Annotated in this window: 26 protein-coding genes; 11 read left to right on the top strand and 15 right to left on the bottom strand. The window is 64.4% G+C overall.

All coding sequences use genetic code 11. The annotated features are described in order from the left end of the window. Positions 1-18 precede the first annotated feature (18 nt). The 3 genes from WCL10_RS01350 (at position 19) to WCL10_RS01340 (ending at position 1,799) form a co-directional block, all read left to right on the top strand. Positions 19-480, top strand: coding sequence for a PTS sugar transporter subunit IIA (locus WCL10_RS01350; RefSeq protein ID WP_336893811.1), 462 nt, complete (start codon positions 19-21; stop codon positions 478-480). 75 nt (positions 481-555) lie between these two features. Beyond that, positions 556-903 (top strand): DUF1491 family protein, encoded by a 348-nt coding sequence (locus WCL10_RS01345; protein WP_336893810.1) that lies wholly within the window; start codon positions 556-558, stop codon positions 901-903. Between the two features lie 371 nt (positions 904-1,274). Beyond that, on the top strand, positions 1,275-1,799 hold the full coding sequence (locus WCL10_RS01340) for a cell wall hydrolase (RefSeq protein ID WP_336893809.1): 525 nt from the start codon (positions 1,275-1,277) through the stop codon (positions 1,797-1,799). A gap of 51 nt (positions 1,800-1,850) precedes the next feature. Here the strand turns inward: WCL10_RS01340 and purH are convergent, their stop codons facing one another. From purH to rpe, 3 genes are read right to left on the bottom strand one after another with little or no spacing between them, the layout of a single operon-like run. After that, positions 1,851-3,443 carry a bifunctional phosphoribosylaminoimidazolecarboxamide formyltransferase/IMP cyclohydrolase gene (gene purH / locus WCL10_RS01335; RefSeq protein ID WP_336893808.1) on the bottom strand — a complete coding sequence of 531 codons (1,593 nt, stop codon included), beginning with the start codon at positions 3,441-3,443 and terminating at the stop codon, positions 1,851-1,853. A gap of 15 nt (positions 3,444-3,458) precedes the next feature. Then, positions 3,459-5,402, bottom strand: a complete 1,944-nt coding sequence (locus WCL10_RS01330) for a heparinase II/III family protein (RefSeq protein ID WP_336893807.1) — start codon at positions 5,400-5,402, stop codon at positions 3,459-3,461. 4 nt (positions 5,403-5,406) lie between these two features. Further along, positions 5,407-6,069 carry a ribulose-phosphate 3-epimerase gene (gene rpe, locus WCL10_RS01325; protein WP_336893806.1) on the bottom strand — a complete coding sequence of 221 codons (663 nt, stop codon included), beginning with the start codon at positions 6,067-6,069 and terminating at the stop codon, positions 5,407-5,409. 307 nt (positions 6,070-6,376) lie between these two features. On the opposite strand from rpe, the gene WCL10_RS01320 reads away from it, so the two are divergent. Further along, positions 6,377-6,868, top strand: a complete 492-nt coding sequence (locus WCL10_RS01320) for a DUF2141 domain-containing protein (protein ID WP_336893805.1) — start codon at positions 6,377-6,379, stop codon at positions 6,866-6,868. 11 nt (positions 6,869-6,879) lie between these two features. Here WCL10_RS01320 and WCL10_RS01315 read toward each other — a convergent pair whose 3' ends face one another. From WCL10_RS01315 to WCL10_RS01305, 3 genes are all read right to left on the bottom strand, one after another. Next, the gene (locus tag WCL10_RS01315) at positions 6,880-7,620 is read right to left on the bottom strand and encodes an NTP transferase domain-containing protein (RefSeq protein ID WP_336893804.1); all 741 of its coding nucleotides are present in this window, start codon (positions 7,618-7,620) and stop codon (positions 6,880-6,882) included. Between the two features lie 97 nt (positions 7,621-7,717). Next, a complete protein-coding gene (locus WCL10_RS01310; protein WP_336893803.1) occupies positions 7,718-8,818 on the bottom strand; it encodes an inositol-3-phosphate synthase in 1,101 nt (366 codons plus the stop codon). A gap of 339 nt (positions 8,819-9,157) precedes the next feature. Beyond that, entirely contained in the window at positions 9,158-10,057 is a 900-nt protein-coding gene (locus WCL10_RS01305) for a DMT family transporter (protein ID WP_336893802.1), read from the bottom strand. A gap of 250 nt (positions 10,058-10,307) precedes the next feature. Between WCL10_RS01305 and WCL10_RS01300 the strand changes: the two genes are divergently transcribed. Further along, entirely contained in the window at positions 10,308-11,417 is a 1,110-nt protein-coding gene (locus tag WCL10_RS01300; protein ID WP_336893801.1) for an alkene reductase, read from the top strand. Positions 11,418-11,454: 37 nt separating this feature from the next. Next, positions 11,455-12,339, top strand: a complete 885-nt coding sequence (locus tag WCL10_RS01295) for a CoA ester lyase (RefSeq protein ID WP_336893800.1) — start codon at positions 11,455-11,457, stop codon at positions 12,337-12,339. A 7-nt stretch (positions 12,340-12,346) separates the two neighbouring features. Here the strand turns inward: WCL10_RS01295 and WCL10_RS01290 are convergent, their stop codons facing one another. Next, entirely contained in the window at positions 12,347-12,694 is a 348-nt protein-coding gene (locus WCL10_RS01290) for a hypothetical protein (RefSeq protein ID WP_336893799.1), read from the bottom strand. Beyond that, entirely contained in the window at positions 12,691-13,374 is a 684-nt protein-coding gene (gene lipB / locus WCL10_RS01285) for a lipoyl(octanoyl) transferase LipB (protein WP_336893798.1), read from the bottom strand. Before lipB ends, WCL10_RS01290 begins: the two co-directional genes overlap by 4 nt. A gap of 113 nt (positions 13,375-13,487) precedes the next feature. Here lipB and WCL10_RS01280 point away from each other — a divergent pair, with 113 nt between their 5' ends. Further along, positions 13,488-14,288, top strand: coding sequence for a hypothetical protein (locus tag WCL10_RS01280; protein WP_336893797.1), 801 nt, complete (start codon positions 13,488-13,490; stop codon positions 14,286-14,288). Positions 14,289-14,293: 5 nt separating this feature from the next. Further along, complete coding sequence (locus WCL10_RS01275) at positions 14,294-15,631, top strand: MFS transporter (protein WP_336893796.1); 1,338 nt, start codon at positions 14,294-14,296, stop codon at positions 15,629-15,631. Positions 15,632-15,636: 5 nt separating this feature from the next. Here the strand turns inward: WCL10_RS01275 and WCL10_RS01270 are convergent, their stop codons facing one another. The 7 genes from WCL10_RS01270 to WCL10_RS01240 all read right to left on the bottom strand — a co-directional run bounded on the left by WCL10_RS01270 (position 15,637) and on the right by WCL10_RS01240 (position 20,931). Next, positions 15,637-16,545 carry a CDP-alcohol phosphatidyltransferase family protein gene (locus WCL10_RS01270; RefSeq protein ID WP_336893795.1) on the bottom strand — a complete coding sequence of 303 codons (909 nt, stop codon included), beginning with the start codon at positions 16,543-16,545 and terminating at the stop codon, positions 15,637-15,639. A 24-nt stretch (positions 16,546-16,569) separates the two neighbouring features. Next, on the bottom strand, positions 16,570-17,559 hold the full coding sequence (gene nadA, locus WCL10_RS01265) for a quinolinate synthase NadA (protein ID WP_336893794.1): 990 nt from the start codon (positions 17,557-17,559) through the stop codon (positions 16,570-16,572). Between the two features lie 57 nt (positions 17,560-17,616). Continuing rightward, positions 17,617-18,351 carry an adenylate cyclase gene (locus tag WCL10_RS01260; RefSeq protein ID WP_336893793.1) on the bottom strand — a complete coding sequence of 245 codons (735 nt, stop codon included), beginning with the start codon at positions 18,349-18,351 and terminating at the stop codon, positions 17,617-17,619. 75 nt (positions 18,352-18,426) lie between these two features. Beyond that, positions 18,427-19,098 (bottom strand): DUF4230 domain-containing protein, encoded by a 672-nt coding sequence (locus WCL10_RS01255; RefSeq protein WP_336893792.1) that lies wholly within the window; start codon positions 19,096-19,098, stop codon positions 18,427-18,429. Further along, positions 19,080-20,039 (bottom strand): MBL fold metallo-hydrolase, encoded by a 960-nt coding sequence (locus WCL10_RS01250; protein WP_336893791.1) that lies wholly within the window; start codon positions 20,037-20,039, stop codon positions 19,080-19,082. The genes WCL10_RS01255 and WCL10_RS01250 overlap by 19 nt, the downstream gene beginning before the upstream one ends. A gap of 61 nt (positions 20,040-20,100) precedes the next feature. Then, complete coding sequence (locus WCL10_RS01245) at positions 20,101-20,595, bottom strand: DUF1465 family protein (protein WP_336893790.1); 495 nt, start codon at positions 20,593-20,595, stop codon at positions 20,101-20,103. Between the two features lie 138 nt (positions 20,596-20,733). Continuing rightward, the gene (locus tag WCL10_RS01240; protein WP_336893789.1) at positions 20,734-20,931 is read right to left on the bottom strand and encodes a DUF465 domain-containing protein; all 198 of its coding nucleotides are present in this window, start codon (positions 20,929-20,931) and stop codon (positions 20,734-20,736) included. A gap of 298 nt (positions 20,932-21,229) precedes the next feature. On the opposite strand from WCL10_RS01240, the gene WCL10_RS01235 reads away from it, so the two are divergent. The 3 genes from WCL10_RS01235 (at position 21,230) to WCL10_RS01225 (ending at position 24,962) form a co-directional block, all read left to right on the top strand. Further along, positions 21,230-21,397, top strand: coding sequence for a DUF465 domain-containing protein (locus tag WCL10_RS01235; RefSeq protein WP_336893788.1), 168 nt, complete (start codon positions 21,230-21,232; stop codon positions 21,395-21,397). Positions 21,398-21,592: 195 nt separating this feature from the next. Continuing rightward, complete coding sequence (gene ptsP, locus WCL10_RS01230) at positions 21,593-23,866, top strand: phosphoenolpyruvate--protein phosphotransferase (protein WP_336893787.1); 2,274 nt, start codon at positions 21,593-21,595, stop codon at positions 23,864-23,866. A gap of 121 nt (positions 23,867-23,987) precedes the next feature. Further along, on the top strand, positions 23,988-24,962 hold the full coding sequence (locus WCL10_RS01225; RefSeq protein WP_336893786.1) for a RodZ domain-containing protein: 975 nt from the start codon (positions 23,988-23,990) through the stop codon (positions 24,960-24,962). Positions 24,963-24,983: the final 21 nt, after the last annotated feature.

The following is a 24,983-nucleotide window of genomic DNA, read 5'->3' as shown; positions in this document are numbered from 1 at the left end:
ACCGGCGTCACTGGTTCCATGACCGCTCTCTTCTCGATCGATCTTCAGGCGGTGCGCATCGTGCGTGCCGAGACCAAAACCCAGATCCTTGGTGCCCTCGCGGATTGTTTCAGCGAGGTCTATGGCCTTGACCGCGCCATGGTCATCGAGCGGATCGAGGAGCGCGAAACACTCGGCAGCACAGGCTTCGGGCGCGGAGTTGCCATCCCCCACGCGCGGCTCGAAAACATCGCCCGCCCGGTGGCCGCTTTTTTCCGGCTCGAGCGTCCGGTGGATTTCGCCGCATCCGACGGCATGCCGGTCGATTGCGTGTTCGGCCTGCTTTCACCTGAACAGGCAGGCGCAACCCATCTCCAGGCACTGGCTGCCATCTCGCGCCTGATGCGCGACGAGCGCATGCACGAGCGGCTTATTGCGGCACCTGATGCTGATGCGATCTACGCACTGCTCGTCAATGTTATCGATCGCGACGCTGCCTGATCACCCGCCCCGCACCGACTGCGCTGCGATGAGCGGCGGCCTCGCCCATATTGCCCGATCCGGAAGTTGCCGACCATGACGGCACCGCGCCTGCCTGCCGCAGTCGAGGTCTCCGCCTTGATTCGGCTTGCCGAGACGTCGGGTGGATTCGCGGTGGTTGCACGCACGGGCGAGCCCGACAGCGGCACGATTCTCGTCGTTACGCTAGATAATCAAGGGTTTGGCCACAGCATCGGCCGCGCCTTCGAACGGCTGCCCCGGCCCGATGGAACCCGCGGCTGGTCGCTGGCAAAGGTACAGGATATTGAAAAAAAACAGGAATTCGATGCTTACCTCAGCCGCCGGATCACGCAGGATCCGGACCTGTGGGTAGTCGAACTGACCATCGCGGACGGCGAACGCTTCATCCTGAATCTCGATTGAACCAAGGAAAAATGCGGATGCGTGGGTTGACTTGTCGCGCCCACGACATAAAGGCGCCGGCGCGACCTCGCGTAGGCAGCGATCGGGCGGCAAGCATGCCGTCTTCGCCAGCACGCAGACGGGGGGCAGACGCCAGGGCCTTCGAGCGGCTTTCCGGACCTGCGGGCATTGCCTCGCACCACCGGCACCGTTCGCGCCTTGTGCCGACGTTCACCGCCCAATGACGACGATGAATGAGCCATCAATTCCGCCTTGCAAGTGCCGTTTGCATTGCTGCAAGTCTTGCAACGATCCTGTTCAGCACCGGTGGGTCCGGTGCAAAGGCGCAGGATATCCAGATCCCGGTTGTTGAAGCGCCAGGATCCTCGGCCGTGACCGTTGAACCACAGCAGAGTGTGTTCCGGCCAGTCGAACAGCCTCTACCCCAACCCGAACGTGCCGGACTGGAAGCGGTTCAGGAAACCTCAAGTGCACTTGAGGGCATTTCCACGCTGGCTGACCTTGTTGCGCGGACTCCGGCTCCGGCGTCGCTCTCGCGCGAGATGGAGTGCCTTGCCGGGGCGATCTATTTCGAAGCACGCAGCGAAACGCTGGCCGGTCAGCTTGCCGTGGGCCGCGTGATCGTGGCTCGCTCTGCGTCGGGCAGGTTTCCCAGCTCCTATTGCGGGGTGGTCTACCAACCCTCGCAATTCTCGTTTGTTCGCGCCAATGCCATGCCCCCGGTGAATCGTGAGGGGCACTTGTGGCAGCAGGCAGTCAAGATCGCCCTGATCGCCGACAGCGGCGCGTGGAAAAGCCCGGTGGAGGGCGCCATGTTCTTCCATGCGGCCCATGTCTCGCCGTCCTGGGGCAAGACTCGCATGGCGCAGATCGATAATCACATCTTCTATCGCTGACCAGGACACCGGGGCTGGCGCCGCCGCCATCCCCGGTCATCCCATCAGCTCTCAGTGCCGGAAATGGCGCATCCCGGTGAAGATCATGGTGAGGCCGGCAGCATCGGCTGCGGCGATCACTTCATCGTCGCGGATCGAGCCGCCCGGTTGGATGACTGCCGTTGCGCCTGCCTCGACCGCTGCGATGAGGCCGTCTGCAAACGGAAAGAATGCATCCGATGCGACGGCCGAGCCCACGGTGCGCGGCTCTGACCAACTATGGGTCTCGGCGGCTTCCTGCGCCTTGACCGCCGCGATCCGGGCGCTGTCGCGGCGATTCATCTGGCCTGCGCCAATGCCTGCCGTCACGCCATCGCGCGCATAGACAATCGCGTTTGACTTAACGTGCTTCGCCACGGTCCAGGCAAATCGGCAATCCGCCATTTCCTGCGCTGTAGGCTGGCGCTTGGTGACCACGCGCAACATGTCGGGGGTGAGCGCGCCATTGTCCCGGTCCTGCAGGAGCAGCCCGCCAACGATGGGCACCGATACGAGACCGCCCCTGTCGGCCTGGGGCATTTCGTCAATCAGCAGCAACCGCAGGTTCTTCTTGCGGGCAAAGGCAGCAAGCGCGTCGTCATCTGCTCCGGGGGCGACGACAACTTCGGTGAAGATCTCGCAGATTGCCTCGGCCGTCGGGCCATCGAGCGGACGGTTGAGCGCGACAATACCGCCGAAAGCCGAGACTGAATCGCACGCGAGCGCCGCCTGCCATGCCTCCAGCGGAGTTGCGGCAACGGCAACGCCGCAGGGATTCGCGTGCTTCACGATCACCACTGCGGGCTGCTCCGCACCGAATTCGGCGATGAGCTCAAGTGCCGCATTGGCGTCATTGTAATTGTTGTAGGACAGCTCCTTGCCCTGCATCTGCCGTGCCTGCGGCAAGCCGCTCACCGAACCACCCTGCGCCGGAACATAGAGCGCTGCGTTCTGATGCGGGTTCTCACCATAGCGCAGCGACGTGACCAGGCGGTGCGCGCCGAGCAGCGTGGACGGGAAGTGCTGCTGCTGGTCGGTTGCCGCGAACCACCCCGCGATCGCGGCATCATAAGTGGCAGTGGCGGCATAGGCCTTTGCCGCCATCGCCTTGCGCAGTTCGAGACTGGTTGCGCCGCCGCCTGCCGACAACGCCGTGATCAGCGCGGGATAGTCGGCCGGGTCCGTCACGATCGTGACGTAGCGGTGGTTCTTGGCGGCCGAGCGGACCATCGAAGGGCCGCCGATATCGATGTTCTCGATGATCTCGTCACGCCCGGCGCCCTTGGCCACAGTCGCGGCGAAGGGATAGAGATTGACGACGACGAGATCGATTGCGCCGATTGCGTGATCGGCCATCGCGGCGGCGTGGGCCGGATCGTCGCGCACGGCGAGCAGTCCGCCATGGACCTTGGGGTGCAGCGTCTTGACCCGCCCGTCCATCATTTCGGGAAAGCCCGTGAGGTCTGAGATGTCGCGTACCGTCAAACCGGCGTCGCGGAGCGCAGCGGCGGTTCCCCCGGTCGAGACAAGCTCCACTCCGTGTGCAGCAAGCGCACGGCCGAGATCAGCAAGTCCGGTCTTGTCGGATACTGAAAGCAGTGCCCGCCTTATCGTCACGTCATTCACTCTGCCGTGTCCTGTCTAGCGCATTTTTTTGAGCAGCCACGAGAACGACTCGCCGCTGCGGGGGATCTTGGCCGAGATAACCAGCTGCCGGGTCGCCAGCGGGCGACCCATGCCATCAGCCCAGAGGCTTTCTTCCAACGTGACCGGATCGCGTCCGGAGCGGAATTGCCAGAGGCTGCCGTCAGGCAGGGCGAGTGTGACGCCCAGGCCATCGCGGCCCTGGGCTACTTCGACGTGCGGGCCGAGATGAAAGCGCAAGGCGACCCCGATCATGCCACGCTTGCCGCGCCGACCCGTGGGCAAGAGCAGGTCCTCGCCGCGCAGTTCGCTGCCGTCATCACGCAGCATGAGGATGCGGCGATGGGTCAGGCCGTAGCGCGCGACATAGCCGTTGTGGCTTGCCTCGATCCGCGTTGCGCCGCCACTGCCGGCTCCCTCGCTGCCCAGAATGCGCCGATCAACCTCGACTTCCGAAACGCCGGGCCCAAGCTTGCCATTGATCAGAACCGCGGTGGAATTGAAATCGTCGATGGCGAGCGTCGAATGGGCAGCCGTCGCGCGCAGGCCTTGGGCCAAGCGAAGCGGGATGAGCCCGCCGGCGAAGGCGGCGCCGCCGCAGTTGACGATGAGGCGCTCTCCGCCATGGCTGAATTCGAACGCAAGGGTCGAGGCGCAGCCATCGCGGGCATGACGCGCCAGCGGAGGGGGCGCGGCATCGAACTGCAGCACGGCCTTGCCCGCATGCACGCGCTGGTAGCCCCACTGGCGCGCATCGCGCAGCGGGCGGGTGCGCACACCGCTTGCCTTGATCAGCGCGGCGATCCGCTCTGCAGACACCGCGCCGGCGCCTTCCCATGAGCCGAGGCTGCCATCGCTGTGGAGCAAAGTCAGCAGCGGGGGCACCAGCAGTTCAAGGATGGAATCAAGCTGCGGAGGTGGAGCGCTTCTGACCGCGCTATAGCAAGCGCGCAGTTCGATCAGCAGTTCGATAGCCTCGATCTGGCCGAGCGGACTGCGCGAAAGCAGGCCCCCATCGTCGCTGACGAGATCGCCCAGCGCGCGGATAAGGCCGCCCTCGCCATAAAGACGGCGGGCGCGGCCTTCGGCCAGCAGCAGTCCTGCTGCGGTGATCGCCGTCCATCCCGCCACTTCGGCCAGCGGGTCTTCGGCGCGGCCGACATGGCGGTCGAGCCAGCGTGCCGTGTCCTCGAAAGTGCCCAGGACGCGCGCCCGCAGCTTTCGGTCCTGGCTGGAAAGCAGCAGTGGCGCATGGATCAACCAGGCGAGCAGCCTCTGCCCGGTATTGCCGACCGACCAGGCAGGACCCGCGCCCGGGCGCGGATTGGCAGCGAGCCATGCCGCGAATATGCGCTCCGCCACCGGCGCGCACTGCGGGCGGGCAGCACAGATGGCAAGGTCGCCCAGCCACCCGAAACCGTGCACCAGCCGCTCAAACGGCGGGGAGAGGCGCGGGCCGCTGAATTCGGTGTCGGCGATCGGCAGTTTGACGCCATGGAGCAGGAAGTGCCCCGCACGCAGTGCCGTTCCTGAAGCGGAGTCGCCAACCAGCGGGCTTGCGACCGTAGCAGTAAGCCGGGGGCGCGCGCGCTTTCGGAAGGGATTGAGCGCTGATGCGGGGATGCCAAGGCCATACGCTAGGCGAATCAGACGTTCGCTGGCGCTGACGTGCGGGGGCGAGAAATCGGCCAGAGCCAGCGCACGGCCAGGCTCGATTGGTCCGGGTTCTGCCGGGTCGGCGGCGCTAGGCAGGGGTGCGGCTGGCTTTCCCGCTTCCGGCGCCGGACGCGGCGCTGCGGACATGACAACCAGCGGTTCGGGCTCCGGCCCGAGCGGCAACGCGAGGCGGGCCTCGGCAGGCTCGACAGCGGACTCGGCCGATGAGCGAGCGACTACGTCCTCGCCCGACGCCTTGCGCGATCCGTGGACTGGCCGTGCCATTGGATCAGTCGGCACCCTTGAGGGCGGCAATGTTGGCCGCATAGCAATCGGCGCCGCCCTTGAACGATGCGGTTCCCGCAACCAGCACATCTGCGCCGGCGGCGACGCACTGCCTGGCAGTGTCTGCATCGATCCCGCCATCAACCTCAAGCTGAATTGAACGTCCGCTTTTATCGATCATCTTCCGCACAGCCTCGATCTTGCGCAGCTGGCTCGCAATGAAGCTCTGGCCACCGAAACCGGGATTCACGCTCATCACCAGGACGAGATCGATGTCGTCGATCAGATAATCCAGCATTTTCGCCGGAGTCGCGGGATTGAGCGCGATACCGGCCTTCTTGCCAAGCGCATGGATCGCCTGAACGGTGCGATGAACGTGCGGCCCTGCCTCCGGGTGAACCGTCAGGATGTCCGCTCCGGCCGCCGCGAAAGGTTCCAGATATTGGTCAACCGGCGCGACCATGAGGTGGACGTCGAAGGTCTTGGCGCTGTGCGGCCGCAGTGCCTTGACCACGCCTGGGCCGATCGTGAGATTGGGCACGAAGTGACCGTCCATCACGTCGATATGGATCCAGTCGGCGCCTGCCAGATCGATGGCCCGCACATCCTCGCCCAGCCGGGCAAAATCGGCGGAGAGAATCGAGGGAGCAATCAGCGGCGCAGCCATCACGGAAACTCGCAAACTGGGATCGGGCAGCGCCCATTGATCATGGCGCAAGGCGGCGACCTTCTAGTTTTCGAGTACCGGTGGCGAATCGGCGAAACAAGCGTGATTGCCTCGCTTTTCCACACGCATTGTCCCCATTCTCAGCCGTTTCGGCGCAAAGTCGGGGGCAAGTCGGCCGGACTCCGCCAATCGGCGGTGCCAAGGGGGCGCAGCACGCGCGGCCTTGCCGAACAGGGGTAAGCCCGCCTATTCACGCGCGCTCAACGCGCGGCTTTGCTTGGAAGCTGTGGTTTGCGGGAAGAATGTCATGATCATGCCGAAGTGGCCCCGCGCAATCGCAATTGCGCTGGGCCTGATGGTCGCTCCGCCAGGAACTCTTGCGAGCGCGGCGCATGCGGCGCCCGCCTGTATCGGGCCAGCCAGCGACCTGTGGGTGACCATCACGGTAGACCGCGTGCGCAACAGCAGGGGCCTTGTCACTGCCACGCTTTACCCCGATGACGCCAAGCGGTTCTTGGTGAAGAACGGGTCGCTTTACGTGGCGAGTACGCCGGCGACGGCTGGTCAGACGCGGTTCTGCCTGTTTGTCCCACGCGCGGGCAACTATGCAGTCGCGATCTATCATGATGAAGACTCGTCCGGCTCGATCAACCGGGGCGGTCTGTTCGGCATTCCAAGCGAGGCGGTGGGCTTCTCCAACAATCCGACGATTCTCTTCGGGCCACCGTCGCTCAGGTCCGTGCTCGTCAAGGTTGAACGCTCCAATCAGGCGCTCACGATCAATCTCAAGAAATTCTAAGGAGGCGGCGCTCAATCAGCGGCGAACGCTGCGGCCAGGTGACGGGGCGCGAGTTCCTCGGCGAGTGCATGGGCGCGCGGATCATCGACGTCCATCCACCACGCCCCGCCGATCTCCAGCGTGGCGGCGCGGCGGCGGTCTGCCAGCCATTGCATTCCATCCGAGAGACTTCCGGCCTTGCCGGCCGCAATAGCGGCACCGATCGCTGCGGCGAGACGGGGTGTTGCCAGAAAGGCCCCGCAATCCACGGCGTCCCATACGGGAATGGTCTTGCCGATCGCGGTGATGAAGCCATCGGCATCGGTCTTGACCCAGGTCGCATCGTCCGGATCAACAAGGGGGTTGTCGATCCTCAGATCGATGGCCAACGTGACGTCGCGTGTCACGTCTCCCACCTTCAGCAGGTTGGCTAGGATCGCGCTGTCGAACATATGGTCGGCCATCAGCAGCAGATAATCACCCTCGCACCGGGCCGCGCCGGCCATCACGGAGTGGCCGTTGGGTTTGCTCCAGTCGGCCACACGCACGTGCTCGATCGCTATCGGCATCCGCTTGCCGAGATCGGCAAGGAACGCCTCAACCTCTGCGCCGCGGTGTCCGGTGACCACGACCACGCGGTTGACGCCTGCCGCAGCGGCCTGCCGGGCCCCGATTTCGATCAAGGGCATGCCGCAGACGGGTATCAGCGGCTTCGATGGCGAGAGTTCGGCCAGCCTGCTTCCATAGCCTGCGGCGATGATCACGGCGTCCATCGGATCGTTCCTCCTCGCGGGCCGCAAGGGCCCGAAACACGGGCGGCGCCGGTCCCGTCCAAGGACCGACGCCGCCAGATGTTCTGGAGCTGGGCGCTTATTCGGCGGCCAGCGCGGTTTCCGAGATGTATTCATCGACCAGCTGCGCGGCGACGTCATCGTTGAACTGCTGCGGCGGGTGCTTGCAGAAGTAAGCCGAGGGACCGATCAGCGCACCGCCCTCGCCCCGCTCCAGCGCGATCTTGCAGCAACGGATTGCGTCCATCACGCAAGCAGCCGAGTTCGGGCTGTCCTCGACCGAGAGGCGCAGCTCGAGGTTCATCGGCACATTGCCCCACTGCGTTCCTTCAAGGCGGAGGAAGCAAAGCTTGTTGTCCTTCTGCCACGGCACATAGTCCGAGGGGCCGACGTGGATGTTCTCGTCGGCAAGGCGCTGGGCAAGCATGGCCTGCACCGCCTCGGTCTTCGATTCCTTCTTGGAGCCGAGGCGCTGGCGGTCAAGCATGTTCATGAAGTCGGTGTTGCCGCCGGTGTTGAGCTGGTAGGTCTTCTCGACCGTGACGCCGCGTGCGCCGAACAGGCTGGAGAGCACGCGGTGGACGATCGTGGCGCCGACCTGTGCCTTGATGTCGTCACCAACAATCGGGATGCGCTTGGCGCGGAAGCGGGCTTCCCACTCGGGGCGGCTGGCGATGAATACCGGCATGCAGTTGACGACGCCGACACCGGCCTCGAGCGCGCATTCCATGTAGAATTCGGTCGCGGTTTCCGAGCCGACGGGCAGGAAGTTGAGGAGGACCTCGGCGCCGGTTTCGCGCAGCGCCGCTACGATCGTTTCGCGAGTTGCTTCCGGAGCATCGGAGACGATGAAGCCGCGCTCGCCCATGCCGGTCATGTGATCGGCCACACCGTCGAGAATCCGGCCCATCATGACTTTGGCACCGGTTGCGGGCACGTCGGACTGGAACACGGCGGTGCAATTGGGGGCGGCGAAGATCGCCTCGGCAATATCCTTGCCGACCTTTCGGGCATCGACGTCCACGCCCATGACGAATTCGACATCGCCAGCGCCGTAGCCGCCAATCCGATCATGGATCAGGCCCGCCGACGAGTTGGTGTTGCGGTAAAACTCTACACCCTGCACCAGCGAGCTTGCGCAATTGCCTACGCCGATCACTGCGACCTTGATTGGCTTCATTTAGATCGATCCCCTTGGACAAACGGAATGCCGTTGTAACTAAACTGCCTCACTCCACACAAAAATGGCAGATTGCAAGGATATTTCAGCAGTGTCACGCAAGAGCGCGGAACGCTTGCCCACTCAGGCCGGCCTGCAATTTCGCTGCATTAGCGAAGAAACCGACTAAAAACCGACATTGACCGTATCCCAAAGAAGCCGTTTGGCTGGGTTTTACGCGCCTGCCAGCGGTCGGCTGGAAAGTGCTGCAATGCGACAAACGCGGAGAGTTTGGGCGGCAGGAAGTCGCCTTCTGCCGGGGGGGACCTGCCGAGCCGGGTAAGTCCTGATCGGACCGAATCAGCGTCCGGCACCCTCACTGAGCTTGCCAAGCAGCAGTGCACCCGCAATCAAGGCCATGCCCAAGGCATCGAGGACACCCATCGTCTCGCCGAATACCAGCCACCCCACCAAGATCGAAATGGCCGGCTGGGTCAGCAGCACAACGCCGATGATCAGCGCGGAAAAATGGCGCAGGGCGAGGACGATCAACCCTTGGCCGACTACCTGGCTGCACAGCGCCAGCGCGACCAGCGGCCACCACACATGGGGCCAGATCGGCTCATCCAGCCAGATCGCTATGCCGAGCATCACCGGGGCGCTCGCCAAGGTGGAGGCGAACAGCAGTTCCCAACTTTCAAACCGACCGCGCGCGCCCTGGATCAGCAGGATGAAGAAGAAGTAGAACACCCCCGCGAGGATGCAGAACAAGTCGCCGACCAGCGTTGCTGGATCGATCTCGAGCGATCGGCCGAGCAGGATCGTCGCGCCGCTGATGGCCGCGACAAGGGCTGCGATCTCGATGCGCCGGGGCCAGCGCCGTGCCACCGCCAACCCCCAAACCATAAGGATAAGACTGCCCGAATTGCCGAATAGCGAGGCATTGCCCAGCCGCGTATAAGCAATTCCGACGTGCCAACTGGCAAGATCGAGTGCAAACAGCACCCCGGCCGTGACGATCAACAGCCAGGCGCCCAGTGTTGCTGCCGGGCGCGGCCCCGGCTTGGGTTGCCGCAAGGCGAGGAGGCCGAGGATCGGCAAGGGCAGGAACAACCGCCAAAACCCGGCCGAAACCGGACCGGAATCGGCCACGCGGACAAACCACGGTCCAAGGGCAAGGGCAAAGTTGCCGCCAAGCAATGCGGCAAAATGCCACGTATCGGGGCGAACCGCCTCGCGTCTGTCGTCGATGCTCGTCATGGTCTGCTGGTCAACTCGCGCTTGTCATGCGGACACCGGCATCCTAGCTGCGGTGCAATCGGAAACCCTGTCAGACGCAACGGGGCAAGGCCAAGGGAATGTTCCGGCGCCGAAGCGGCCCGAGGCACCGAACTTGGCGGGCCATATCGCGCCGGGGCTGGTTTCCCAAGCCTCTCTTGCGCCAGCGGCCTTTGGCTTTGGCATTTTTTCATTTCGTTCCAGCATTTCCATTCGAGAAGGGACCAAGTCGATGCACGATTCGCTCTTTCAGCCAATCCAGCTTGGTGCGATCGCCGCGCCGAACCGGATTCTGATGGCACCGCTGACGCGCGGGCGCGCCGGGCCCGATGCCGTTCCCACCGAGATCATGCAGACCTACTACCGCCAGCGTGCCGGCGCGGGCCTGATCATCAGCGAAGCGACCGGGATCAGCCGAGAGGGCTCGGGTTGGCCCAGTGCTCCTGGGATATGGACCGACGCACAGGTCGAGGCGTGGAAGCCGGTGACCGAAGCGGTGCACGAGGCGGGCGGGCGGATCATCCTGCAGCTTTGGCACATGGGCCGGGTCGTCCACCCCTATTTTCTCGGCGGGGAACTGGCGGTCTCGGCATCGGCCACCCGCGCGCCCGGCCATGCCCACACTCCTGAGGGCCGCATGGAGAATGTCGATGCTCGCCCGCTCCGGCTCGACGAGATGCCGCGCCTGGTCGACGACTACGGACATGCCGCGCAGAACGCCAAGCTGGCAGGGTTCGATGGTGTGCAACTGCACAGCGCCAACGGATATCTCATCGACCAGTTCCTGCGCGATTCCTCGAACCTGCGAGACGACGAATACGGCGGTAGCCCGACCAACAGGGTGCGCCTGATGCGCGAGGTCATGGAGCGCCTCATTGCCGTCTGGGGTGCCGACCGGGTATCTATCCGTCTCTCACCCAATGGCGAGAGCCAGGGGGTGGATGACAGTGACCCGGCGACCCTTTTCGCCGAGGCGGCCCGGGTGCTGGAGGCGCTGAAGGTGTCGTTCATCGAACTGCGCCAGCCGGGGCCCGATGGCACTTTCGGTGCTACAACTGTTCCGCCGCAGGATGCCGTGTTCCGCGCGCACTATTCGGGGCCGCTGGTCCTCAACAGCGACTATACCCCCGAAGGCGCTGCCGCCGATGTGGACTCTGGTCGGGCAGATGCGATCAGCTTCGGGCGGCCCTACATCTCGAATCCTGATCTGGTCGAACGGATTCGCGTCGGCGCTGCGCTCGCGCCCAATGTCGGCGTGCCGCAAACGTGGTATTTCCCCGGCGAGGCGGGCTACATCGACTACCCGACGCTGGCGGAGGAAACGGCCAGCGCCGCGGTGTGACGGTCCGGCCTGTAGAGCGGGCCAATAGGAGACTAACGTGCGCACAACACCGCGATCCTGGCTCTTCGTTCCCGGTGACAGCGAGAAGAAGCTGCTCAAGACACCGGAGACGGGGGCGCATGCGCTGATCGTCGATCTGGAGGATGCGGTTGCACTATCAGCAAAGCCGGCCGCGCGGCGCATGACGCGCGACTGGCTGGAGGCGCACAAACGCCAGATCACGATGCGCAAACAGGCGCGCTGGGTGCGGATAAACGCGGTGGAAACTGGCATGTGGCGCGAGGATCTCGCGGCTGTCATGGCGGGCGCGCCGGAAGGCATTGTCCTGCCCAAGGCTGAAGGGCCCGAGCAGATTCGCCAGGTTGCGGCCGAGATCTACGAACTCGAGCAGCGACACGGCATTCCCAATGGCCAGACCAAGCTCTTGCCGCTGGTCAGCGAGACGCCGCGTGCCGCGCTCACCATCACCGCCTACGTAGATGCCTCGATGCCGCGCCTAGCTGGCCTGACATGGGGCGCCGAGGACCTTTCGGCCGACCTTGGCGCCTCCCGCAAGCGCGATGATACGGGGCAATGGACCGACGCGTTCCGTTTCGTGCGCGCACAGACGCTGCTGGTCGCCCATGCCCGCGGTGTCTGGGCGATCGATACTCTCTATGCCGATTTCCGCGACGAGGAAGGCACAAGGCGTGCGGCCGAGGCGGCGCGGGCCGACGGCTTTGCGGGCATGCTCGCGATCCACCCTTCGCAAGTGCCGCTGATCAACGCGGCGTTCACGCCGAACGAGGAACAGTTGGCACATGCGCGCGCCATCGTCGAAGCTTTTGCGGCGAACCCCGGGGTCGGGGCCATCCAGCTGCAGGGGCGGATGCTGGATCAGCCGCACTTGCGGCAGGCCAAGGCATTGCTCGGTTTAGACTAGCGCCGGTTCAACGGGCAGCCGGTTTTGGGCTGGCGGCCGTGCCCGGCTTTGGCGGCGAAGTGTTGGGTGCCTCGCCTGCAGGTGCACCTACTCCTGCGGCGCTCCCGTCACTTGCTGCGTTTGACGCTGTCGCGGCAGGATTGGCTTTGGTTGCTGCGCTGTGGGCCGCTGGTGCCAGCGGCGCTTCTGCCTGCGAGCGGTCGGTATCCAGCATCGCATCGCTGACGGTTCCGGGCAGGATTTCCCCGCTTGCTGTTGGCCCTGCCTGCGGCGTGGAGGACGAGCCGCAGCCGGTAAGCATGAGCGCCGGTGCAAGCGCCATGGCGAGGGCAGGGGTCGGCAGCATTCGCGTCATGGCAAGTCCTCGGCATCCGAGCCAACTGCATTGCTCCGCGAAAGCCGCGCAAGGAAGGCATCGGTCCGCGCCAGCAATGCCCGATCCCACGCATCCGGCGCAACCGAAATGCCAAGCGCGGCAAGGCTGGTCACCCCGTAATCTTCGATCCCGCAAGGCACAATGCCACCAAAATGCCCCAGATCGGGGTCGAGGTTGACCGAGAAGCCGTGCATCGTCACCCAGCGGCGGATGCGGATCCCGATCGCGCCGATCTTCGCCTCTCCGCCGTCCGGTCCCCGCGTCCATATGCCGACACGTCCATGTGCCCGCCAGGATGCCACGCCGAAATCGGCCAGAGTATCGATCACCCACCCTTCAACCGCGTGGACAAATCCACGAACGTCGCGGGCGCGCTGGCCAAGATCGAGCACGAGATAGCCGACACGCTGCCCCGGCCCGTGATAGGTGTAGCGCCCGCCGCGCCCGGCTTCGACCACATCGAACCGGGGATCGAGCAGTTCACCCGCGGCCGCGCTGGTGCCGGCGGTGTAGACCGGTGGATGCTCAAGCAGCCAGATAAGCTCCCGTGCCGATCCCTCGGCGACGGAGGCATTGCGGGCCGTCATTTCGGCCAGTGCCTCCCGATAGGGCACGAGGCCGCGTTCCTGCCTGATCTCGATGGGCTGCGGGCTTTGCATGGCGCCAGCGCATGGCCTCAGTCGCGCCCGCTGGCAAGAGCACGCCGTGCGGGAGGGGGGTGCGCTGCGATTGCGGTCCTGCTAGGGCTGGCCGGGAAAGGGATTTGATTGCCGTGACGACATTGGACACCAGCGCGGCCTGGACCAGCGCCACTCGCATGGTTGCGGCCAACCGCGACCTGCTCATGGCCATTGCCGGGGTGTTCTTTGTGCTCCCCGGGCTGGCGCGCGCGGTATTCGCTCCTTCCCCGGCGATGACTTCGGGCATGACCGAGGCGCAGGTGGTTGCGGTGATGCAGGATTACTATGCCAGTTCCTGGCATGTGCTGGTTATCCTCTCGCTTCCGGCCATGGCCGGATTGCTGACGATGCTGGTTGCGATGCTGGATACGACGCGGCCAACCGTTGCGCAGGCGATCCGCCGCAGTGTCAGTGCGCTGCCGCCCTACTTCGCCGCGCAGTTCCTGATCGCGTTGGCCATGTTGCCCCTTTCGATGGCGCTCGCGGGGGCGTTGGCGATTGTTTTGCCGGATCAGCTCGCGGTCTCGGCAGCGCTTGGCATTCTGCTTTATCCCATCATGCGTACCATGCTGGTGGGGCCGGTGGTTGCCGGGCGGTCAGAGCGCAACCCGATTGCGGCAATTCGTGAAAGTGTCCGGCTCACGCGCGGGAACGCGGGACGAATCCTCCTGTTCATCGGCCTCGCCGGCTTCGTGTTCCTGGTGATCTACGGGCTCGCCATGATGCTTACCGGCGTTGTCCTCGTGCTCATTTTCAGGGGCGAGCCGCAGCGGCTGCTGGGTGAAGGGCTGTCCGAAGTCCTTATCGCGGTGGGCTACACCTACTTCGTTGCCATGCTTGCTGCGGTCTACAACCAGCTCGCAGCCTGCCGGCCGGAATCCGAACAAGCGTGACCGCGATGGACGAAACCAACGTCCAATTGCCGCGAAGCCGCATGGCGCTGCTGTTCATGGTCATGTTGGTGACAGCGGCCGGCAATACCGCGATGCAATCGGTGATGCCCTCGATCGGCACACACCTGCGCATTGCCGATGTCTGGGTCAGCCTTGCCTATAGCTGGTCGGCTCTGCTGTGGATGTTGCTAGCGCCTTTCTGGGCCCGGCGTTCCGACCGCCGCGGCCGCAAGGCGATGATGGCGCTTGGCCTGGTGGGTTTTGCCGTATCTTTCGCACTTTGCGGGGCCGCGCTCTATGCCGGGCTGACCGGCACCATCAGCGGGCTTTCGGCCATTTTGCTGTTCGCGGCGGCACGGTCACTCTATGGCGGCTTCGGGTCGGCGGCACCGCCTGCAGTGCAGGCCTATGTCGCAAGCCGCACGAGCCGGGCGGAGCGGACGCAGGCGCTTTCGATGGTCTCCTCCAGCTTCGGCCTTGGCACTGTGCTGGGCCCGGCGCTGGCGCCGTTGCTGATCCTTCCGGGTCTGGGCCTTATCGGTCCCTTTGCCGCATTCACGCTGGCTGCTCTTGTGGTCCTAACCTTGCTCAGGCTGCGGCTGCCCAACGATGATCCGCGCTATGCGGGGCGCGGCGAAATACTCGGCGAGCCGATGAGCGCTTCTTCCAACCCCAGCATTGTCGAAAGCAGGAACCCTGAGGGCGATCATCTCCATGACGATATCGGGCATGATCAGCATTCCGCCGATTCGCTCACGGGGCGACTGCGCTGGACCGATCCGCGACTGCGTGCATGGCTGGCAGCCGGTACGCTGGGCGGGCAGGCACAATCGATTCTGTTGGGGGTTGTCGGGTTCCTCCTGCTCGACCGGCTCGGGCTGCGCCATCAGCCAGATGCGGCGGCAGGTCCAATCGGGCTGGTGTTGATGGGCGGCGCTGTCGCTACCTTGCTGGCGCAATGGGGGCTGATCCCGATGATGAAGCTTGGGCCGCGCACGTCGATACTGTGGGGCATGGGGCTGGTGACGGTAGGCACGCTCGGCATGGCAGCGGGCCGCGACCTTCATGCCATCGCGACCGGCTTTGCGATCTGCTCGCTCGGCTTTGGCCTTTTCCGTCCCGGTTTTACGTCGGGGGCCAGCCTCGCCGTGACGCCTTCCGAACAAGGCCAGTCAGCGGGTATTGTCGCGGCGGTGAACGGTTCTGCCTACATCATCTCGCCGGCCATCGGTGTATGGCTCTACAATCACTCAAGCTGGTCGGCCTGGGTCGTGGTCGAGGTGCTGACCATTCTTGTTATCCTGATCTGCCTGATCGGCATACGGCGCGATACGCCGGCCTGACGCCGTCAGGGCAGACCAAGGCGCGCCACGACGCGTCCCGCCGCGGCATCGTGTAGTCGTACCGATACCGCGAGCAGCAGATTGAGGGCCACCGCAAGGTAGAGGAAGTACCATAGCGGGCTGCCGGCAATCATCGACAGGCCGAGCAGGATGGCGCGGGGATTGGGTCCGAGATAGCGAAGCACAACAAGCAGCGGGCGCTGCTCGCGCTGAACCTCGGCCCGGATTCGCGCCAGCAGTTCGGGATCGCCCGCCATGGCGCGGGTCACGGCCGCATCGATCCGCAGCGCGTTCGGGCTCATGCCCGCAGCAAGGCGCAGATAACCCGCAACGATGACCCGCAAGAGCCAGCCGATGCCGCCCTTGTCATGGAACAGGCCTTTTTCCTCGCCACTGGAATTGTGCAGCCACGGCGTGCCGTAGGTCCAGTGCTGATAAAACCGGCGCTGGACTTCGACATGGTTGGCCTGAACGATGTGTCCCGCGCCGGCGGCCAGTGTCCAGAACCACGCCCAGCCCGGGCCCAGTGCCCGTGTCAGGACAAACGCCAGCAAGACATAAAGGACGATGTGGCTGACGTAGTCGCAGATGCCGTCAACCAGTTCGCCCAGCGGGCTCGAGCGTCCGGTGATGCGCGCCAGATCGCCGTCCGCCCCGTCGACGACATGCCAGGATACGTGCAGCAGCATGCCGAGCATCGCCCACCACGGGCCAACCGTGCTCCAGTAAACCACCCCGGCCACCACCACCAGCATCCCGCCGAACACCGAGACCATGTTTGGCGTGAGCGGTGTGGGCGCAAGCAGGCGCGCCAGTTGCCAGGCGAGCGGGTGATAGATGTAGTGGTTGAGCGCGTCCTGCATTTCGCGCGCCCTTGCGGGGCGCTTGATCGGAGCGCGTCCGGTGCTGCTCATGCTCATACCGGCCAGCCTGCTGCGTTACCGGCGGGCGCCGAGATCGCCCTGCCCGACGGTGCCGCTCGCCATCGTGAGCATGGCATCCAGGCTCTTCTTCGCTGCAAGCCGCAGCGTTTCCTCGATCTCGATCCGCGGGGCCAGATCGCGCAGTGCAATGTAGAGCTTTTCCAGCGTGTTGAGCGCCATGTAGGGGCAGATGTTGCAGTTGCAGTTGCCGTCGGCGCCGGGGGCGCCGATGAAATTCTTCTCGGGCAAGGCCAGCTGCATCTGGTGAATGATGTGTGGTTCGGTCGCGACAATCAATTTGTCGCCCGGGAATGTGCGCGCAAACTGCAGGATTCCGCTGGTCGAACCAACGTAGTCCGCATGATCGACAATCGTGGGCGGGCATTCCGGATGCGCCGCCACCGGTGCGCCGGGGTGCTGCGCCATGAGCTTGATCAACTCGGTTTCAGAGAAAGCCTCGTGTACAATGCACACGCCTGGCCAGAGCAGCATCTCGCGCCCGAACTTGCGGTTGAGATATCCGCCAAGGTGCCGGTCCGGACCGAAGATGATCTTCTGCTCCGGCGGGATCTGCGCGAGGATCGTCTCGGCGCTCGACGACGTCACGATCACGTCGCTGAGCGCTTTTACTTCGGTCGAGCAGTTGATGTAGGTGAGCGCGATGTGATCGGGATGGGCCTCGCGGAACGCGCGGAACTTTTCCGGCGGGCAGGAATCCTCGAGGCTGCAACCGGCATCCATGTCGGGCAGGATGACGATCTTCTCCGGGCTCAGGATCTTGGCGGTCTCGGCCATGAACTTGACGCCGCAGAAGGCAATCACTTCGGCGTCCGTGGCCGCAGCCTTGCGCGAAAGCTCGAGCGAATCGCCCACGAAATCTGCGAGGTCCTGAATCTCGGGCTTCTGATAATAGTGCGCGAGGATCACGGCCTTGCGGTCCTTGCGCAGCCGGTCGATCTCGGCGCGCAGGTCAAGGCCGGAAAGATTGGCGGGCTGGGCTGTCATCGCTCGAAATCCTCTGAACGAAAGAAGGCTGGTGGCACCTTCCGCGAAGCCCGGCACTTAGGCATGCCCGTGGCCCTGAGCAATAGCCTGCGCGATTGCGGCGATGGCTGGCGAGCCGGCCAGCAACTGGATCACGGCATGGACGCCGACGACTGCGGCCATGGCCAGCAGCGTGGCGGGATGGACCGAGCCGGCCACTTTGCGGTCATGGCGGGCAAGAATGGCGAGGAACCCGACCTGCAGCCCTGCCTCGATCCATCCGCCCACGGTCTGACCCAGCAGCGGCATTGGCAGCAGGCGCCCGAGCGCCGGCTCCATCAAGATGACAGTCGCGCCGAACATGAGCCGGCGATGCCACTGTGTGTTTCGGCGCAGCGCAATGGCGGTGCCGACGAGGCTTGCAAAAGCAACAACCTCGACATGGGTGAGCGCCAGGAAGTAGGAATCGGTAAAGAACGGCGGAACCCGGTGCAGCGCCAGCGCCATGCGTCCGGAAAACATGCCAAGGCCCACGATCGCCGCCACCAGCACGAGGCCCAACCAGCCCAACTGGCGATGCAAGGCCATGTTTCCACGTTCCGCAAGGCTGTTCTGGGTGACGATCAGCGCCAGCCAGCCGAGCATGGCAATCCCGTGAAGGTGGATCCAGATAGGCGTCTTGAGCGGATCGACAAAGCCGCGCAGCGCCCACTGCGCGAAACCGAACACGATCAGCGCTGCCAACGCCAGCGCCAAACGGGTGAAAAAGCGTTGGTCAGCCTGATACGCTGCGCTGGTTTGCACTGCCGTCATGATCAAACTTCCCCCGATCTCTTCTGGGCCTGCCTTTTTTGTTTTGAAGACCTGCCCTGAGTGGGCTGCCCAATTCTACGGTTTGGCAGTTTCTCCGTCGATTGAAACCGCCAGCTTGACGTTGCCGAAGCCTGCGACCTGCAAGGGAATGGCAAGATTCTGCCGGATCGCATCCTTCGCTGCCGTGCGTGCCAAGCCCAGCAACACCGGATTGGCGGCCTGTTCGACAGCCAGCCGTTCGGCAAGCCGCGTATTGTCGCGGGTCAGCTTGTCCTGCGCCGCGCGGGTAATCCATACCCCCTCGCGCAGATACTGCGCGCGCGCCTCGTCGAGGTTGGGGCGCGTGACTTGCAGTGCGGGCAGCCGGACAGTCAGCGTGTGCGACATTGCATCCCAAGCCATTCGGTCGCGACCGACTCTGCCGAGATCGATAGCGTAGTCGACTCGTGCGGGAATGACCGCAATCTGGCGGGAGGTAACCAGGCCGAACAAGCGGCTGTCATCGCTCGCCACAACAGGCGCTAGCTCGGCGCTGAACACCGTCAGGCGGTCCTGTTTGTCGAAAGCGACGAGGCTGGTTGCAAGCGGATCGCCGATCGGCTCGGGCTTCCAGATCTGCCACGCCAATGCGGCGGCGATCGCTGCTGCTGAAAGAAACAGCACCCAGGGCAAAAGCGCCAGCCGCTGCCGGCCTGCCGGAGCCGGGTAGACCGCGGGGGCGGGCGGGTTCAGGCGATCAAGGTCCATTGCGACTCCGGCACCTGTGGCCCCCTCGCGATGCGGCCCTGTCCTTCAAGGTCTATCAGGTGGGCGAGAACCGACCGGCCTGCGGCCCCCTGCAGCCGGGGATCGAGCCCCTTGTACATCTGCATGACCATGTCGGGGATCGTCGCAGGCGCCTCGCCAAGCAGTCGCAGGATCTGCGCCTCGCGCTGCCGCCGGTGCCCGATCATCCCGCGCACGAGTTGCTGGGGCTTTGTGACCGCAGGGCCATGAGCGGGATAGTAGATCTGATCATCACGCGTCTGCAGCTTCTGGAGAGAGAGCATGTAGGCGCTCATGTCGCCGTCAGGGGGTGAAACAACGGTTGTCGACCAGCCCATGACATGGTCGCCCGTAAACAGCGCGCTGCTTTCGAGCAGGGCATAACACAAGTGATTGCTGGTGTGGCCGGGCGTTGCCACGGCCTCCAGCGTCCAGCCGTCACCCGACAGGCGCTCGCCGTCCGCCAGAATGCGATCCGGTCTGTAAAGCGGATCAAACTCCGCATCCGAGCGCACGCCCGAGTCAGCGCCGCTGTCGTCGATCGCCAGCGCAGCGCAGCCGATGATGGGCGCTCCGGTTGCATCCTGGAGGGGGCGGGCGGCGGGACTGTGGTCGCGGTGCGTATGCGTGCAAACAATAGCGGCGAGCTTCTGCCTGCCTATCGCCTTGAGAATGGCCTCGACGTGGCCATCGCCGTTCGTATCGGCATGGCCAGCAAGCCCGGTCCCGGTGGGGCCCGGATCTATGACAGCGACATCGCGCCCAGTGCCCACCAGATAGGTCTGTGTGCCGTTGAAGGTGTAGGGCGAGGGGTTGGGCGCCAGCACACGCCTCACCAGCGGCTCGAGCGAGACGGCAAGGCCGGTGTTCCATTCGGAACGATCGGGGATCGTGATGCCCGGTGCGGGATTGGATGAGGCCATGGACATTCCTATGGGGATTTTCGGCCCCCCGCGCAACGGCCCGCCCCTTTCGCCGCGATCTTCAGCCGGTGGCCGGGATCGCGGCCGTCAGCCGCTGACGCAAGCGTTCGATTGCGCTTCCGGCTGTGGTCGACTCTCCGCGCCATGCGCGCTCGAGCCGCTGGACTCGGGCATAAAGACGCTCGCTGTCCTGCACGCAGCGCTGCGCCTCGGCAGGCAGCGCCATCACTTGCAGTGGATCGCTGAGGGGAAAGTTGGCAATCAGCCGACCGTGTCGGCGCAACTGCAGTTCGCTCAGCTCACCCGCAAAATAGGCCCTGTGGTTGAGCAGCCAGGCAAGGCAGTGCATGATCCGGGTCGTCGTGCGCAGGGCCTCGCAGCTAAGTTGTACTTGTGCGAGATCGGCTTCGGGGTCGTCGTTCGAGCCTAATAGCGCGCGCCGATCGGGCCCCTGCCGCAACCGGTCGAACACCGCGCGCACTTCCTCCGCAAGGACCAACGCATCGGCGTAGAGCGCCTCGATGATGCGCGGATTGAGGTTGGGCATAAGGGCCATGAAACGCGCATAGTCCTATCGAGACCCACCGCTCAACATGGTGCTGCCCGCACGTTCACAACGTTTTTAAACTGTGCCGGAACGATACGCTGCAACTGGTCGCGAATGTTCCGTTCAGCTACCGTCAAGAAACTGTAATCAGGCAATAATGTCAGGAATGAGATAGTCTTCCAGCAAGGCGATCTGGTCCTTGAGGCGCAACTTCCGCTTCTTGAGCCGCGCCACCTGAAGCTGGTCGTGCGCGCCCGTGCCCGAAAGGGCCTCGATCGCCGCGTCGAGATCGCGATGCTCGATCCGCAGCATCTCGAGCCGCTTGCGCATTTCGTCTTCGGTCAAACCCGCAACTCCTCAATATCGTGCCCGCCGCGCCAGGCCCTGGCGCGGTCGCAAGCGCCATCGCGAGCCTGCACATGTCAACGTCATCCTGACACCCCACTACGAACAAACCCGCAGTTTGGACATTCCGACGTACTTTGGCTTGCAAGATACGGCGATTGTGGGAGCATGACAACGCGCCCGCTCGGATGAGTCGAGGCCGACACGTCCATGCCGGCGCGTAATCTTCGGCTCAATCCTTCGGTGACAATCCTGCCGCCGGAGCGGGCCGGGGCTGGTCTCCTGAGGAGGTTGCCGCATGGAAATGTCGCATATCAGCGCTCTCGAATCCAAACACGCCGGCCTTGAACGCCGTATTGCCGAGGAAATGACCCGGCCTTCGCCCAACGATGGGCTGATCAAGGAGCTGAAGCGACGTAAGCTGCGAATCAAGGAAGAGCTGGCGCAGGTTCAACACGTCCACTGAGCCGTTGGTTCATTTGGAGCGCAGCGAGGCTGGCCGGGCCTGCTCCCGGACCGGTCTCCTGCGCTTCAGAGGCGATGCAGGCACACGCATCCCCTCGTCCAGCCAACACGCCACCCGGTTTGCCCGGATACGAATTCATCGAAGCATTGGGCACCGCGGTTTGCAAAAGGCCCTCGCTGCGCTAGGCCTTGGGCCATGATCACCGCTGCCGCCGCCGCCCGAGCGATCCTGACCTCGCTTCACGAGGTCATGGCTTCCCGCGCCGGTGTGCAGGCCAAGCTTAATCAGATCGTCGACATCATCGGCGAAAAGCTCAACAGCGAAGTCTGCTCGATCTACCTCCTGCGCGAGGGCATGCTCGAATTGTTCGCCACGCGCGGTCTCAACCAGGCTGCGGTTCACGTGACGCGCATGGCTGTGGGCGAAGGGCTCGTCGGAACCATTGCCGCCAATATCGAGACCTTGAACCTTGCCGAAGCTGTGGCGCATCCGGACTTTGCGTTTTTCCCGGAAACCGGTGAGGAGCGCTTCCATTCGTTCGCCGGCGTCCCGATTGTGCGGCGCGCGCGTTCGGTCGGCGTGCTCGGCGTCCAGCACGTCGAGCCCCGGCGCTACGAGGAAGTCGAGATCGAGGCGCTCCAGACGGTTGCGATGGTGCTTTCCGAGCTCATCGCCAATGCCGGTCTGATCGACGAGGAAGATGCGCTCGGAGCCGATGCCCACATGACCGGGCATGAGCGAATTGCGGGGCTGACCCTGGTCAAGGGGCTCGCCAGCGGCGTGGCGGTTTTCCACCAGCCCCGCGTGACCATCGAGCATGTCGTTGCCGAGGACACCGAGGCGGAACGGCAGCGTGTCTATCTCGCATTCGACAAGATGCGCGAGCAGATCGACCGCATGGCGAGCCAGGCGGAGTTCGGCATGGGCGGGGAGCACGAGGAGGTGCTCGAGACCTATCGGATGTTCGCCTATGATGAGGGCTGGAGCCGGCGCATCAACGAAGCGATCGATTCCGGGCTTACCGCGGAAGCCGCGATCGAGCGGGTGCAGCAGCGCACCCGCATGCGCATGCGCCAGATCGACGATCCGCTCCTTGCCGATCGCATGCACGATCTGGAAGACCTCTCAAACCGGCTGCTGCGCATCGTTTCCGGGCAGCTGGGCACAGCGGCCAGCCTTGGTCTCAAAGGCGATGCCATCCTTATCGCGCGCAATCTCGGCCCGGCAGAGCTTCTGGAATATGATCGCCGCCGTCTGAAAGGCGTGATCCTGGAGGAGGGTTCGCTCACCGCTCATGTCGTTATCGTCGCGCGAGCGATGGGAATCCCGGTCGTCGGACGGATCCGCGCCTTGCGTGCCAAAGTGCGCGAAGGCGACCATTTGCTGCTCGATGGCGACCAGGGCGTGGTCGATGTGCGGCCGGCACCTAGCCTGATTGAAGCATTCGAAGCCCGCTTTGCCCGCAATCGTGAGCGCCAGGCGCACTACGCGGCGATGCGGGATGTCGAGCCGGTCTCGGCTGACGGGCACCGCATCCGGGTCATGATCAACGCAGGCCTGCGCGATGACATGCCCATGCTCAATCTGACCGGGGCAGATGGTATCGGACTGTTCCGGACCGAGTTTCAGTTTCTGGTGTCTGCCACGCTTCCCGCACGGGAGCGGCAGACCAGGCTCTACCGCGACGTGCTCGATGCAGCTGGGGATCGACCGGTTGTCTTCCGCACGGTCGATATCGGCGGTGACAAGGTGCTGCCCTATCTCAGGCACAATGATGGCGAGAGCGAGGAAAACCCTGCGATGGGCTGGCGCGCGCTGCGTGTCGCGCTGGAACGGGAAGGGCTGCTCAAGGTGCAGGCCCGCGCGCTGCTGGAAGCTGCTGGCGGACGAACGCTGAATGTCATGTTCCCGATGGTCACCGAACCGTGGGAGTTCGATGCGGCAAGGGCGGTGTTCGAGAGTCAGCTCGCGTTTCTCAGGCAGCAGAAGAAGGTGCTGCCCGATGCGATCCGCTACGGCGCCATGCTTGAAGTGCCCGCATTGGCGGAATGCCTTGATCTGCTGGCACCGCGGCTGTCGTTCCTGTCCATTGGCACCAACGACCTCACCCAGTTCCTGTTCGCCGCTGACCGGTCCAATCCGAAGCTTGCCGAGCGGTATGATTGGCTGTCTCCTGCGATCCTGCGGTTTCTGCGACGGGTTGTCCTGGCCGTGGCGCCGGCCGGCACCGATGTTACGGTTTGTGGCGAGATGGGCGGCCGGCGGCTTGAGGCACTCGCCCTCCTCGGGATCGGCATTACCCGCCTCTCGATCACGCCTGCGGCGGTCGGCCCCATCAAGGAACTCGTACGCAAGGTCGAGATTGCGGCGATTCGCGCTGCGATGGACGGCTGGCTTGCTCAGCCTCCGGCCGATTTGCGCGGGGCGATCGCCACATGGGCTGGTGCGCATGGCATTGATTGCGAGTGATCTTGTCGCGCCAAGGGCTCGCATTGTGCTCCGGCTGCTTCAAAAGCGTTGACTTTTTGGCCGCAGCCATGCTGCCTCGTTGGCGGGTTCGCAAACTATCCAGGAAAAGCCCGGAACAACGATGGACGACGGGAGCCGCGCCGTGACAGAGGACGGCGGAAGCAACATGGCCTCCTCGGGCCCCTCGCAGGATCCACCCGCGCCGGCGGCGGATCAGGCGTCTCTGCGTTCCGATACCGACGAGCCCGAAGTCGCTCGCCCGATCAACCTCGTGAACCCGACCGCATCGGCAAGTCTTCGCGCTGCTCGGCAGGCACTGGGACTCTCGGCAGGTGAAGTCGCGGGGCGGACGCGGATCACGCTCCGCCATATTGAAGCGCTCGAGGCCGGGGACTTCAGCGTGATGCCCGGTCGGCCCTATGTCATCGGCTTTGCAAGGGCCTACGCGCGAGCAGTCGGGCTTGACGATTCGTCGATTGCCCAAGCGGTGCGGGCCGAACTCGAAGGGAGCGCGCCGCGCGCCGAACCGAGGGCGCTCAATCAGTTCGAAGTGGGGGATCCGTCGAAAACGCCCTCGCGGCTGGTTGGATGGCTGGCACTCCTTCTTGTCGCGGCGATCCTTGCCATGGGCGGGGTGTTCTGGCGCAGCTATTATGCGCCCGCCGTTTCCCTACCCTCTCTTGTCAAGGATGAAGAGCAACCCTCGGCCGCGCTGACGCGGCGCCAGGCTGCATCCACGCCTGCTCCGGCGAGTTCTCGCCCTGCTGCCGGCGGACCAGTCGTCTTCACAGCCCTTGAAGAGGCGATCTGGGTCAAGTTCTACGACGGGCAAGGTCGGCAGCTCATGCAGAAGCAACTCGCCAAGGGGGAAAGCTACGCAGTGCCTGGCGATGCGGTCGGGCCGAAGTTGTGGACAGGGCGGCCCGACGCGCTTTCCATTACGATCGGTGGACAGCCCATTCCCCGTCTTGCCGAGGCGGAAAAGGTGATGAAGGATGTGCCGATCGATGCCGCCAGCCTTCTCGCCCGTCCGCCAGCACCTGCTCGTGCAACGACCCCGCCTGGAGGGATTGCAATAGGGTCGCCCAGCCGATGACCGGCTGGTGACTGGTCGCGT

The organism is Novosphingobium sp. (assembly GCF_037133355.1).
In the GTDB taxonomy this organism is placed as follows: domain Bacteria; phylum Pseudomonadota; class Alphaproteobacteria; order Sphingomonadales; family Sphingomonadaceae; genus Novosphingobium.
The sequence above is the reverse complement of the archived record's forward strand: the minus strand, read 5'-3'. Positions and strand labels throughout refer to the sequence as shown.

Coding starts and splice junctions, on each gene's coding strand:
- nadA (WP_336893794.1), bottom strand. CDS start 17,559: ATGACAGCCCAGCCCGCCAATCTTTCCGGCCTTGACCTGCGCGCCGAG.
- lipB (WP_336893798.1), bottom strand. CDS start 13,374: ATGCAAAGCCCGCAGCCCATCGAGATCAGGCAGGAACGCGGCCTCGTG.
- WCL10_RS01315 (WP_336893804.1), bottom strand. CDS start 7,620: ATGGACGCCGTGATCATCGCCGCAGGCTATGGAAGCAGGCTGGCCGAA.
- WCL10_RS01290 (WP_336893799.1), bottom strand. CDS start 12,694: ATGACGCGAATGCTGCCGACCCCTGCCCTCGCCATGGCGCTTGCACCG.
- WCL10_RS01305 (WP_336893802.1), bottom strand. CDS start 10,057: ATGACGAGCATCGACGACAGACGCGAGGCGGTTCGCCCCGATACGTGG.
- WCL10_RS01345 (WP_336893810.1), top strand. CDS start 556: ATGACGGCACCGCGCCTGCCTGCCGCAGTCGAGGTCTCCGCCTTGATT.
- WCL10_RS01255 (WP_336893792.1), bottom strand. CDS start 19,098: ATGGACCTTGATCGCCTGAACCCGCCCGCCCCCGCGGTCTACCCGGCT.
- WCL10_RS01330 (WP_336893807.1), bottom strand. CDS start 5,402: ATGGCACGGCCAGTCCACGGATCGCGCAAGGCGTCGGGCGAGGACGTA.
- WCL10_RS01300 (WP_336893801.1), top strand. CDS start 10,308: ATGCACGATTCGCTCTTTCAGCCAATCCAGCTTGGTGCGATCGCCGCG.
- ptsP (WP_336893787.1), top strand. CDS start 21,593: ATGATCACCGCTGCCGCCGCCGCCCGAGCGATCCTGACCTCGCTTCAC.
- WCL10_RS01310 (WP_336893803.1), bottom strand. CDS start 8,818: ATGAAGCCAATCAAGGTCGCAGTGATCGGCGTAGGCAATTGCGCAAGC.
- WCL10_RS01260 (WP_336893793.1), bottom strand. CDS start 18,351: ATGACGGCAGTGCAAACCAGCGCAGCGTATCAGGCTGACCAACGCTTT.
- WCL10_RS01245 (WP_336893790.1), bottom strand. CDS start 20,595: ATGGCCCTTATGCCCAACCTCAATCCGCGCATCATCGAGGCGCTCTAC.
- rpe (WP_336893806.1), bottom strand. CDS start 6,069: ATGGCTGCGCCGCTGATTGCTCCCTCGATTCTCTCCGCCGATTTTGCC.
- WCL10_RS01225 (WP_336893786.1), top strand. CDS start 23,988: ATGGACGACGGGAGCCGCGCCGTGACAGAGGACGGCGGAAGCAACATG.
- WCL10_RS01250 (WP_336893791.1), bottom strand. CDS start 20,039: ATGGCCTCATCCAATCCCGCACCGGGCATCACGATCCCCGATCGTTCC.
- WCL10_RS01270 (WP_336893795.1), bottom strand. CDS start 16,545: ATGAGCAGCACCGGACGCGCTCCGATCAAGCGCCCCGCAAGGGCGCGC.
- WCL10_RS01275 (WP_336893796.1), top strand. CDS start 14,294: ATGGACGAAACCAACGTCCAATTGCCGCGAAGCCGCATGGCGCTGCTG.
- WCL10_RS01350 (WP_336893811.1), top strand. CDS start 19: ATGACCGCTCTCTTCTCGATCGATCTTCAGGCGGTGCGCATCGTGCGT.
- WCL10_RS01320 (WP_336893805.1), top strand. CDS start 6,377: ATGATCATGCCGAAGTGGCCCCGCGCAATCGCAATTGCGCTGGGCCTG.
- WCL10_RS01235 (WP_336893788.1), top strand. CDS start 21,230: ATGGAAATGTCGCATATCAGCGCTCTCGAATCCAAACACGCCGGCCTT.